10 protein-coding genes and 1 pseudogene are annotated in these 11,724 nt (G+C 50.9%); 1 reads left to right on the forward strand and 10 read right to left on the reverse strand.

The window, feature by feature from the left end; genetic code table 11:
* Window positions 1-20 precede the first annotated feature (20 nt).
* Window positions 21-242 carry an integrase core domain-containing protein gene (locus tag AYK82_RS18585; protein ID WP_425272569.1) on the forward strand — a complete coding sequence of 74 codons (222 nt, stop codon included), beginning with the start codon at window positions 21-23 and terminating at the stop codon, window positions 240-242.
* Between the two features lie 29 nt (window positions 243-271).
* On the opposite strand, the pseudogene AYK82_RS07620 reads toward AYK82_RS18585, so the two are convergent.
* The 10 genes and pseudogenes from AYK82_RS07620 to AYK82_RS18190 form a co-directional block, all read right to left on the reverse strand.
* A pseudogene (locus AYK82_RS07620) lies at window positions 272-490 on the reverse strand (IS6 family transposase); the annotation flags it as partial.
* 155 nt (window positions 491-645) lie between these two features.
* Window positions 646-2,622 (reverse strand): class I SAM-dependent methyltransferase, encoded by a 1,977-nt coding sequence (locus tag AYK82_RS07625; protein ID WP_068313629.1) that lies wholly within the window; start codon window positions 2,620-2,622, stop codon window positions 646-648.
* Window positions 2,619-4,520: a hypothetical protein gene (locus tag AYK82_RS07630; protein WP_156453293.1), complete on the reverse strand. Its 1,902-nt coding sequence runs from the start codon at window positions 4,518-4,520 to the stop codon at window positions 2,619-2,621. Before AYK82_RS07630 ends, AYK82_RS07625 begins: the two co-directional genes overlap by 4 nt.
* A 230-nt stretch (window positions 4,521-4,750) precedes the next feature.
* Window positions 4,751-5,608 (reverse strand): agmatinase, encoded by an 858-nt coding sequence (gene speB / locus AYK82_RS07635; RefSeq protein ID WP_068313634.1) that lies wholly within the window; start codon window positions 5,606-5,608, stop codon window positions 4,751-4,753.
* Window positions 5,609-5,654: 46 nt separating this feature from the next.
* Window positions 5,655-6,830 carry a carboxynorspermidine decarboxylase gene (gene nspC, locus AYK82_RS07640; protein WP_068313637.1) on the reverse strand — a complete coding sequence of 392 codons (1,176 nt, stop codon included), beginning with the start codon at window positions 6,828-6,830 and terminating at the stop codon, window positions 5,655-5,657.
* A 3-nt stretch (window positions 6,831-6,833) separates the two neighbouring features.
* Window positions 6,834-8,045, reverse strand: a complete 1,212-nt coding sequence (locus tag AYK82_RS07645; protein WP_068313640.1) for a saccharopine dehydrogenase family protein — start codon at window positions 8,043-8,045, stop codon at window positions 6,834-6,836.
* A gap of 21 nt (window positions 8,046-8,066) precedes the next feature.
* Window positions 8,067-10,061 (reverse strand): biosynthetic arginine decarboxylase, encoded by a 1,995-nt coding sequence (speA, locus tag AYK82_RS07650; RefSeq protein WP_172795211.1) that lies wholly within the window; start codon window positions 10,059-10,061, stop codon window positions 8,067-8,069.
* A 165-nt stretch (window positions 10,062-10,226) separates the two neighbouring features.
* Window positions 10,227-10,721, reverse strand: coding sequence for a DUF2332 family protein (locus AYK82_RS18485; protein ID WP_082733809.1), 495 nt, complete (start codon window positions 10,719-10,721; stop codon window positions 10,227-10,229).
* Between the two features lie 19 nt (window positions 10,722-10,740).
* Window positions 10,741-11,280 (reverse strand): DUF2332 family protein, encoded by a 540-nt coding sequence (locus AYK82_RS18490; protein WP_082733810.1) that lies wholly within the window; start codon window positions 11,278-11,280, stop codon window positions 10,741-10,743.
* Between the two features lie 258 nt (window positions 11,281-11,538).
* Window positions 11,539-11,724: hypothetical protein (locus AYK82_RS18190; RefSeq protein WP_208976436.1), on the reverse strand; the 186-nt coding region annotated here is incomplete at its 5' end.

An 11,724-nucleotide genomic window follows, 5' to 3' on the forward strand; every position in this document is an offset into this window, starting at 1 on the left:
CCCTGGTCCGAAGCTACGGTCTGCGCCAAGAGTTCATCACACCATATTGTCCGCAGCAGAACGGCATGATGGAACGATTGATCCGGTCGCTGAAGGAGCAATGCGTTCATCGCCAACGCTTCGAAAGCCTAATCCATGCCAGCCGAACAATTGCTAATTGGGTTACGTTTTATAATGGCTTGAGGCCTCATCAGGCTCTTGCAATGAAGACACCTAACGAGGCATACAAATTAGCGGCATAACTTGAGCAGAAATTGCTGGGTCAATACATTGGCCGGCCCCGTCTGATTTTACCAGCAAAATAACGCCCGAACTTGTTTACCCAATCCCGGATCGTCTCGTAGGAAAGTACTATTCCCCATGCGGCCAGCAGATCTTCAACATCTCGCAGGCTCATGGCAAACCGGTGATAGGCCCAAACGGCGTAACCTATAATGCTGCGAGGAAAACGGTAACCTTTAAGAGCCGGAAATACATCAAGTTTAACCATGGCAAACAACTACGCGATCTCAAAGCGCTCATCAACCTGACAGAGCCGCCATGATTGACGTCTGAAATGGGCCCGAAGGAGACTGTTGCGAGCGACTTCAAGTTAAGTTGATAACACCGTTGTCAGTCAGGTTAAATTGTCAAGTTCCATTGCAGTTACTTCTTAATCCCAACGAGTAGCCAACTGGGGCGGATCCAGAATACCTTGGAGAAGAGCTCGTGCCAATCCGCCCAGTTTTCACAGATAGCTTGCACAACACCGCGAGCTGCTTTTGAGTGTTGAAGAGCTGTTTCATCAGGGCAAAAGTCATGCCACATGATAAGCCCTCCTGATTTTACCAATCTAAAAGCATTGATGCTATCTGATGCTACAACATCTGGAGTATGACCGCCATCGATCAGGGCTGAGTTAAAAAAACCCGAATGAAAATCCTTGCTCTCCCACGTAGTGCTATTCGCGAGGATTTGTGTAACGCGATCCTCAAGTCCTGCTTCTCGATACAAAGAACCGATTTGCGCACCACAATCAGATGCAGTGCCATCTGGGTGTTGATAGGCGGCATTGCCCTTCAGATCTCGCTCTCCTTCGGGCAAATTAATTGTCCATATATGTGCATCACAGCTTTCTGCGCATAATTTTGTGCCAAAGCCTTGCCATGTACCAAACTCAAGGTGTCGCGCTGGTTGATGCCATCGATAAATTTGCTCCAAAATGATTGCGTCATGATCTTCCATTTTTAAATTAACAATGGGAACCTCGACGATATTTGATGGGCTGAAAAATGCTTGTTTACACTTAAAAGCTTTATCGAGTTCCTGAACGTTCACAATGGGGATTGTCTTATTTGCAGCAGTCGCTGTTCGGTCCACTTTTCGCGCTAGGGCTCTAACATCAATATGATCACAGCCTGAATCATAGCAATAAGGAAGATTATCTGGAGATTCCAGATTAGCGTGATATGCACGCACAAGAGAATGGGAAAACTTAAGTATATCCGACGGGCTAGCGGTATTTCGAACAATGACGGCGCCAACAAGACTAATGTCCGAGACATAAATCTGAACGAGCTTGCTCGCGGGGGCTCTAACCTCAACCTCATCGCCAAGCTTCGCGCCATCTTCGTCTATGACAAGAACACTTGCTATCCCGTTGATGGCTTGGATCTCAATGCTTACGAGTGCAGGGACTTGTTTGCTTGTCGCAATGGGCAAAGTTAGCGCATAGGCCCAAGCTGGCCCTACGAACTGATAGCTGTTCCCCGTACCAACACGCTCTGCCCCCTCAGATAGTTTGGCGCTCAATGTTTGTAACTCAACTTCCTCACCCGTGCATACGGGCCTTTGTGCCAATTCAAAGATGGGTTCGCGATCAAACACAATCCTCAAGGAGGGAGAGCTTTGTGCCTTATCAGGACGTCGCAACAAGTAGTTCTCACTATCGAGCTGTAGTGCCTGTTCATACCCTTGCCGCGCAAGCCACTCAAAAGCATCACCTGCCGATTGACCACGTTTGGATAGCGCATGATTAAGCTCAACAAGCACCCATGGATTAAATTGGGCAATCGTTCGTTTTGCGCCGCGCAAAACTTCGAAGTCAAAGCTGTCGACGTCGATCTTGAGCAGATCTAGTCGTGACCATCCCAAGCGGTCCATCTCATGATCTACACTAGAAAACGAGTACCCCTTGGTTTCTGGAGGATGCCCCCAGATGCGATACACAGATTCCTCTTTAAAACCGCAGACCTCGCCAAGGGCGATCTGGTGCGTTTCAACACCGTCTACTCCAAGGTTTTCAAGGTTTTGCCGCAGCATGTCAATGGTGCTGGTAGGTTCATAAGCGGCCACTTTTCCGCTAGAAGCCAAACGTGAAAAGAGCGCTGTATAATACCCAATATTTGCTCCCACATCGAATATCTGCCAGTCGGGTTGAATATGCCTTTGACACCAACGCTTTGATTGCGGTTCACAGTTTCTGTAATATTCTTTAAAATGGTCATAATAGGAAATCAGCTCGATCGGATCTCCTTCAGGCACCTCGACAAAGATGCTTCCCGCCTTCTTCGTAGCTCGTGGCCGTAGGTGTCTTCTATCAATCTGGGCGCGAATTTTCTGTGATAGCTCTTTAACTGTCATGGAGTGCTCTCCATTTTCTCTTCTAGCTTTGTAGAGAGATTACGTAGCTCTAGCCGCGTGATGGAAAGAGTGCTGCGGCCCTTGGAGTAGATACGTACCTGCATTGGTTTGCCCACATCTTCTTCTCGGATAGTAAGTGCCAATGAGAATTCACGTATCTGAGTGTTTAAGGAGCGAATGGTCTTGCGTTGTAAGATCTTACTGCCAACCAGAATCTCAATGTAGGCAAGTTTCTTGTTAAAAATCCTATCGGGAACCAATGATACTTCATCTACGGTCAGCCGCCCACGAACCTCAAACATCCCGGGTTCAAGAGCAAAATATGGTCCAGAGACAACAATTCCCTTCTGCTTGTTATCTGTTTGAATTGAAGGCTGCGTCCGCTCCGCTCCGTTTCCTAAGTCTATGAAATCGAGCAGGTCAATTTGCCGGTTGTTGGTGAGGTGCTCTAGCTTGTTTATGTGTTCACGTCGCTGCACGTAACCGTGCCTAAGTCGTGCTGAGAATGGAGTTTTTGCACAGTTCACATTCTGTAAGACAACCTGCTCGAACTGATTATGTACAGCGTTTGCGCAGATAAGACGCCGGGCTATTTGACCGCTAATGTGCCGTTGCTTTTCGGCAGCAAGTGCCATGTCAAAGCACGCAAGAACATGGTCTTTTTCTTGTCCCGCGACAAGCGACTCGCAGCCGAAGTTAAACACAAAGCAACCAATCTGCTCTTCGCAGTTATGAAAGTTTTGCAATGTGAGGGGAACAAACTCGACGCAGGTATTGTTCGTAACAAGCAGGGCCTGAGTATAATTAAAAAGCGTATCTTGCGGGCCGATCCAGCCAATTTTTACCGCCCTTGGAGCATTCACCAGAATATCGGCAATGAATAGGGCGGTATGCGCCGGTGAAGCAGTTTGCTTACCATAGGTCTCGCTACAGAACAAAGAACGTGTTGGCTCTTTCAATGGTGGCTGCAGAGCCTCTTCAACACCCTGAATAAAGTGGGACGCGGAGCTGCCTGCCAATCTGAACTCCTCCAGAGAGTGGTTGTTCAGCCCCCAAGAGTTCCTCTGCTCACACAGGTATGGGGTCTCAACGCCGGTAACAAAGCGACGTGGATCGTTCTCTGGAGAGCCGTGTTCGTGGGCTTGGGTAACCTGTCTGGTATGGTCGCAGTGATAGCCATATAAGTGCTTGCCTGCATCACCTATGTTGCCGCGGTGCAAACTAAGCCGTTTAAACAAGTTAGAATCCACATGCCAACCGAGCAGCATTTCTTCATCAAAGCCGTCGATATCAAACAGGTCCTGCCGCAGCATAAACTGAAAATCTCCAGGCCCATCATAGAGCGTTTCCTTAGGCCCATAGACGAGTTCATTTAGATGCGCACTTGTGCCCCACCTCCGCGTTTGCGTGATCGTTTGCGCCGGGTTGTAGCGGTCAAGCCCCTCCCAGAGCGTCTCGGGAATTTCGATCCGAGGAGCGCAGTAAAAGCCGTCTTCAGTCTCGGCAAACACTCGAGAAAGCTGCTGCATTTCATGGGGAACAAAAATCATATCCGTGTTAGTGGAGATAACCCACTTGTTGTCTGGATTGCTTCGCCGTAGCGCCACATTCCGAGCAATCGGCTCCAAGGCTTTCAAATGGGTCTTTTCGGCGAAAAGTTCGTGATGCACAGAGGCTCGCACGCGAATAATCCGCAGGTGCTTTTTACACTTGTCAGTAAGCGTATCGGCAATTGCCTCGGGAAAAACAGGGAAATCATCAGGGGTGTTATAGTCAACAAATATGATCTCATCATCACCATCAAGCAGGTGGGCGATGCAATTAAGACTTAGAGCCGCGCGCTTATGTAGATTGTACCCATAATTGTCATTTCGACCGTAAACGATAAAGGAAAACACAGCAAACACTCACTTTGAATCTGTAATTGAATGAATCGTAAACAGAGCTTTGTGTGAGAGCTTAGCTAGTGGAAACTAATTGAAATAGACGCCAAATAAAGGGGGTAATTACCAAGGGGAGGGCTTTGAGAAGTAGATCATTGCTGTTGCACAAGCTCTCTGTCGGATCATGAGCATCCGCTAAATCTGGATTGACGAAGGAAATGCCGGGATGCCCGGCAAATCCTTTGTTAAAGCGTTGCGGCCATCAGGCGGTAAACGATTTGCGCTGTTGTGAAATCCCAAGCGGGATCGCCGTTCGGCGCCAGCTCGACAATATCCATTCCCACGCAGCGCCGCCCTTTCAGGCTATTCTCCACCAAATGCAGCGCTTGGTAGTAGCTCAGGCCACCTGGCACCGGCGTTCCGGTTGCGGGCATTTGCGATGGGTCGATCCCGTCAACATCAAACGAAATGTATATGTTCTGCGGGAAGTTCTCAGGCAAGGCCACATCAATGATGTTGCTAGTTACCAACTCCTCGGCATCCTTGTAGAACACGCCAAACTTCTGGCGCGATTGCACCTCTTGTTCGCAGATTGCGCGCACGCCGAACTGCGCCAGTTTAACGCCGTCTTCCACCAGCAAATTCATCACCGAGGCATGCGAATGCGGCTCCCCTTGGTAGGCAATGCGCAGATCCGCGTGGGCATCGATCTGCACAATACCAACCGGCCCTTCGCCGCGCTGGGCCAGCGCGCGTACAACGCCGCTAACCGCACCAAAGCTGAGGGAATGCTCGCCCCCTAAAGTAACTGGCAACTGCCCCGCCAAGACAGCCGCTTCAGTGCGCTTTGCCAGCCGCTCCATCACGTCAGGCAAGGGTCCATCACACGCCACAACCGGTTGGGTGAAAATGCCAGCTTCGCAAGGAAACTTGCCCTGGCATAACCGCTCCAGCTCATTACTGGCATTGATAATGGCTTCAGGCCCCGAAGCCGTGCCCGAACCATAGGAAACTGTACGCTCGAGCGGCATGGGAATAACCTGAAACCGACTCTCAGCGTTGCGCTCTGCTGCGCTTAACTCACTATCGAGAAAAACTGTCATCTGTTGTTGTCCTTTGGTTCCGTTAAAGGCCCAAGCAGTTCATTCCTCAAGACAGGCGCCCTAAAAAATCGTTATAGGAGAATTGCTTGATCATGATCAGCGCGTCAGTTTCCGAGTTCCAAAGCGCAATACTTGGCAGCGGTACACCGTTGAAACTATTGGTTTTCACCATGGAGTAATGCGCTTGATCAAGAAAGGCGAAGCGTTGCCCCACTTGTAATGGCGCTTCAAAGCTGTAATCGCCAATCACGTCTCCGGCCAAGCAAGATGGCCCGCCAAAACGATAGCAATGACCCTCACTCACTTCGCCCAGCATGGCAGGGCGATAAGGCGCTTCGATAACATCTGGCATATGGCAAGTTGCAGAAATATCGCAGATTGCAAGGTCCATGGTGTTCTTCGGCAAATCAAGGATTTCCCCCACCAGTATGCCCGTATCAAGTGCAACAGCCTCGCCCGGCTCCAAATAAATTTCAAATCCGGTGCGCACCTTCAAATCCTTAATAAACGCTATGAGCGCCTCGCGGTCGTAATCGGCACGGGTAATGTGATGACCGCCCCCAAAGTTAAGCCATTTCAGCTGCGGCAAGTACGGGGACAGCTTGGCTTCCACCGCTTCCCATGTGCGGGCCAGAGGCTCAAAGCCTTGCTCACACAGCGTATGCATGTGCAGCCCGTCTATGCCCGCCATCACCTCTGGCGTCAGCTGGGAAACCGGCGTACCAAGCCGCGAACACGGTGCGCAAGGATCATACTTGGCGATCTCGCCCTCGGAGTGCTCGGGATTGATCCGCAAGCCCACGCTTACTGGGTGGTCTGCCTTCGCAACCAGCGGCAACAGCGCTTGTTTCTGGCTGGCACTATTGAAAATCACATGGTCGGAGTAAGAGAGAATCTCTTCAAACTCGCTGGCTTTGTAGCCGGCGCAAAAGGTGGCAACCTCACCGCCATATTTTTCACGCCCCAGCTTGGCCTCATAAAGGCCGGAGGCGCAGGTACCTTGCAAATACTGGCGCACCAGCGGCGCGACAGCAAACATGGAAAACGCCTTCAGCGCAGCCAATATATGAGCGCCGGAGCGATCTCCCACATCCGCGAGGATCTTGAGATTCCGCTCCAGCGCTGCTTCATCCACCACAAAACAAGGGGAGGGAACGCGGCTCAAATCGAACCGCTTGAATGCCCCGGCATCCCCTGCCTGTGTTTGCATCATTTCAGCCATGATTTAAAAATCAACCGGGCCGTCAAGCTCGTGCACATGCCAAGGCAAGCCTTGGGTGTTGAGCATCTCCATGAAGCCATCCGGGTCCAGCTGTTCCATGTTCCATACGCCCGGCTCGTTCCATATGCCTTTCAGCACCATGGCCGCGCCAATCATTGCCGGTACACCGGTCGTATAGGAAACCGCCTGCGAGCCGACTTCGGCGTAACACTCTTCGTGATCGCAGATATTGTAGATGTAATAGGTCTTCTCGCCCGAACCATCTTTGGCATCACCGGTAATGATATCACCGATACAAGTTTTGCCCTTGGTCAGCTCGCCCAGCCCGCTCGGGTCTGGCAATACCGATTTCAGGAATTGCAGCGGAATAATCTCGTGCCCTTCGTGCATGACAGGCTCAATGGAGGTCATGCCGATACCTTCAAGCACTTTCACGTGGTTGATATAGGCATCGCCAAATGTCATCCAGAAGCGGGCGCGGTTGATTTCCGGGAAGTGGGTTTTCAGGCTCTCCAATTCCTCATGATACATGAGGTACATGTTCTTTTCGCCCACTCCGGGGAAATCGAAGGCCACTTTGTGGCTCATCGCCGGGGTGGTAACCCAATCGCCCTTTTCCCAATGGCGTGCCTCGGCGGTCACTTCACGGATGTTGATTTCCGGGTTAAAATTGGTGGCGAAGGCTTTGCCGTTATCGCCGCCGTTGCAATCGAGAATGTCGATCTGGCGAATGCTGTCCAGCTTGTGCTTTTTGATCCATGTGGCAAACACAGAGGTCACACCGGGATCAAAACCGGAGCCAAGAATAGCGGTCAGACCCTTTTCCTTAAAGCGCTCCTGATAAGCCCACTGCCAATGGTATTCAAATTTGGCTTCGTCTTCAGGCTCGTAATTGGCGGTATCAAGATAATGGATTTCCGCCTCAAGGCAGGCATCCATAAGCTTTAAATCCTGATAGGGCAGGGCAAGGTTCACCAGCAGCTGGGCACCGCTCTGCTTAATCAGCGCAACAACGGCGGCCACATCCATGGCGTCCACTTCGGCAGTTTCGATTACAACGCCGGTTTTCTCTTTCACGCTGGTCGCAATATCATCGCATTTAAATTTACGACGCGAGGCAAGGGTAATTTTTCCAAAAATGTCGGCGTTCATCGCCATTTTGTGAACAGCGGCAGACGATACGCCGCCCGCTCCAATGACTAGGGTACTACTCATCAGTTCTTGTCCTTCCAGATATTATTCGTAATAGGTGTAGCCGTTGATGCTGTCGCGATAAGCATTCATTAGCACGCGGCGATCAGATGTTTTCACCCGCCCCTCGGAAATGGCACGGTCGATGATTTTTCTAAAAGCATCCACGCAGTCACGCGGGTCATATTCCACATAGGCAAGCACCTGCGAGATGGTATCGCCTTCCACTTCCTGCAAAAGATCAAACCCGCCATCAGCACGCAGATCAATTGTGGCGACATTGGTATCGCCAAACAGATTGTGCAAATCGCCGAGCGTTTCCTGATAGGCGCCCACGAAGAACACGCCCAGATAGTAGGTCTTATCATCGCGCAGAGAATGCACCGGCAAGGAGGGATGGACACCATCATCGAGAATGAATCGGTCAATCTTGCCATCTGAATCGCAAGTGATGTCAGAAAGAACCGCACGCCGATCTGGCGGTGTGTTCAAATCTTGCAGCGGCACAACTGGATGTAACTGGTCAATGGCCCAGACATCAGGCAGTGATTGGAACAAAGAAAAATTGCAGTGATAGATATCGACGAGGGTTTCAAGATGCGCCTGCACCTCCTCGTGATCCTCACTCACCCGTGCCACCTCTTTCACCTGACCCATGAGATGGAGATAGATGCGCTCCGCTCGTGCCATCTGCCGCAAGTCAATATAGCCGCGGCGGAACAATGCACGCAGCTCATTGCGGTAATAGGTGGCATCATTGATGCACTCTTGTAGGCGTTTGCTGGAAAGGTAGCCTTTAACCGCCGCCAGATCGGAGACAAGGTGATGGTCGTCGTTTTCAACGTCCGGCGCAGCATCAGCATCAAATAGCGTGGCTTCCAGCACGTCGAAGATCAGCATGGACGATGTGGCGACGGTCGCCCGACCGCTTTCGGTAATCAGCGTTGGGTGAGCCAGTCCCGCTTCGTCCAGCGCATAGGCAACCGTTTCGACGATATTGGTGCAATACTCTTCTACCGAATAGTTCACCGAGCTTTCCGTAGCCCGTTTTTCGCCGGTATAATCCACGCCAAGTCCGCCACCCAAATCCAGATAGGTGAGCGGCGCCCCTTCATTGGAGAGCTCTGTGAAATAACGACAGGCTTCTCCCGCAGCACGGCGAACATCATTCACATCCGGCACCTGCGATCCCAAATGCGAGTGCTGCAATTTGAGGCAATGCAGTAAATTTGCCTCGCGCAGCCGGTCGATGACACTAACCAGTTGGTCCGTGTTCATGCCGAATGTTGAGCGGTCGCCCGAGCTTTTCGCCCAGTTGCCGGAAATCTCGTTGGTGAGCTTAACACGGACACCAAGCAGCGGCTCTTCGCCCAGCTCGTTTACCACATCGATAACGGTATCCAGCTCTTTCGGGCTTTCCAGCACGATAATGGTGTTAAAGCCCAACTTGCGAGACAGAATGGCAAGACGAATAAATTCTTCGTCTTTCACCCCGTTACAAACGATAAGCGCATCTTTTTCTAAGTTATGTGCAAGGGCTATTACCAGCTCGGGCTTGGAGCCCGCTTCAAGACCAAACGAATAGGGGCGGCCATATTCCACAATACGGTCCACCACCTGGGCTTGCTGGTTTACCTTGATCGGAAATACGCCGCGATACACGCCGCCATAGCCGATCCGCTCAATCGCATTCCCAAAGCTACGATTGATCTTGGTAATCTCGTGTTCAAGAAACGAGCCAACCCGCAAAAGCAAAGGGGCATGAATGCCGCGCTGCTTCAAATCCTCAACGATTTCAGGTAGGCTGATTTTAGGCGCTTCAGGTAGAAGCGGATTGCTCAGGCCAATATCGCCATTGGGGAGCACGGAGACGAGCCCCTTGCCCCAACGATCCAGACCATAAACGGAGTGAGGAGCATCTTCATGCTGGCGCAACCGTTTATCCTTTTCATGTGCTCTTGGGGCGGTTGGAGAAAGCAGCACCGCGCGCCAAGCGACCAAAACTAGCAACAGACATCTCTGCCACCGACGATCTTTCATCGCGCCAACACTTGCTTGAGCCAGATAGGCCCCCCTGGGGCTGGGCGAAGGGCAAACCTCCTCAATTCTTTGAAGAGCAAATGCCAAGCTGCGTAAATCCTCGGATATACCACGAATGTCAACGGCAAACCCGCATTGCCGGGTTAGATTTCGCTTGAAAAACGCCTATCTAGCAGAAACAAACGCCGCAAGTGCGTCCTTCACCTGTTGTTGCGCCCCCTCAAACCATTCCAGGTTACCGCCATGCGGTGCACACTTTGCTATTGGCTCACCATTGATGCGCATTATGTATCGAAGTGATTCTACCTTGGAGATATGTGGTGCCTTAAGCCAAGGGAAAACGCTGGGCGACTCACAGCTCAACCATAGAGCATCACTCTCTTGCATGTAGGCGCTAAATGCCCGCCGCTTATCTTCATCAATGACGTAGTTGAGTACAGCGCTATGCAGTACAACGGTTTTTAGTCCCACAGGTACTTTTCCTAGCAGGCTGGGTAGATCATCCAGCACATCGCCTTTAACGATCTGCAAGTTTTGATGCCTTGCGAAATCGAGAGCCTTGGTCAACCTCTCGCGTCGTTCATGGTGTTCCGGCCAGACCAGCGCTGTCAGCCAATTTCTCACATCCGCATCGTGGCAATCGAGGGGGTTAAGATCCAGTCCGGTCCGCTACGCTACGCTACGCAATCTCTGGATATCGTTTCGCCTGTGGGCCTGCGCCGCTGACCACCGTTTTGATTAGAATTGAGGAGTTGTAGGTGTGTGGCTGACCTCTTGGCTCGAGCCATTCCTGCCCATAGACATACCTATATTTATCGAGCAGCAAACAAAGGCCGGCAGAGGCGCCCAGCTCTATAAGAGCGATCGGCCCATGGATTTGGCTGAGAATTGGTAACCAGTAGCCGCAGCGTGCCACCTCATTTGTCTGTGTATTTCGCCTCATAATGGTGTTTCGGATGATATCCCAGTTTTCAATGACTCTCTCCTCAAAGCGATTCTTGGCTATAATTTCGCCTAAATGCAGTCGCACCGCCGCAAACAGTAGGTTCGGCTGTTGTTTACCCTTAGGCAATTGCCTTAGCAGAGTGAGAATTTGCTCTGATTCCGCGCAAGCCTCGGCCCATGCGGCATAAAGGGGTGAGGACATTCCGGCTTCTATCAAGGCAAATCGACGATAAGCATGAGATAATTCACAGCTTGACATGGCTGTCATTTGCATCGCTTTCCCCAAAATTAAGAATACAAAAACTATCAGTTTCCTGCTGATTTATGCGCAGTTCAAGTCGAAGTGTTCCTAGGGAAGTTTGATCCTGCTGCTGTTGCATGAGAGGAATTTATTCAACAATTTCACCCCTCCTTCGATTAAAAGCGCTTGACGGTTTTTAATGTTGGTCCTATAAGTCGGGCCATCGAGAGCGACGGCGCTGCCGGCGACGGCACGATGCGCTCTGGATTATCTGACAGATTATCGGTAGCTCTAAGCTCCAGAGAGATTTGGGGTTGCGGTTCGGTTTTCTGTTTTTGAGAGAATTGGTTGTTTGATTTTCTCGTGCTCATTGATAATTTTATAAAGTAAGAAAGAGAAACGTAGGCGGCGCTGTCTGCGGCTCAGGATTTGGATGAGAGTTCGAGTTCTGGCTATATAAAAGACAAGACGACGTAT

The sequence above is a fragment of the Polycladidibacter hongkongensis genome (assembly GCF_001561995.1).
Taxonomy (GTDB): domain Bacteria; phylum Pseudomonadota; class Alphaproteobacteria; order Rhizobiales; family Stappiaceae; genus Pseudovibrio; species Pseudovibrio hongkongensis.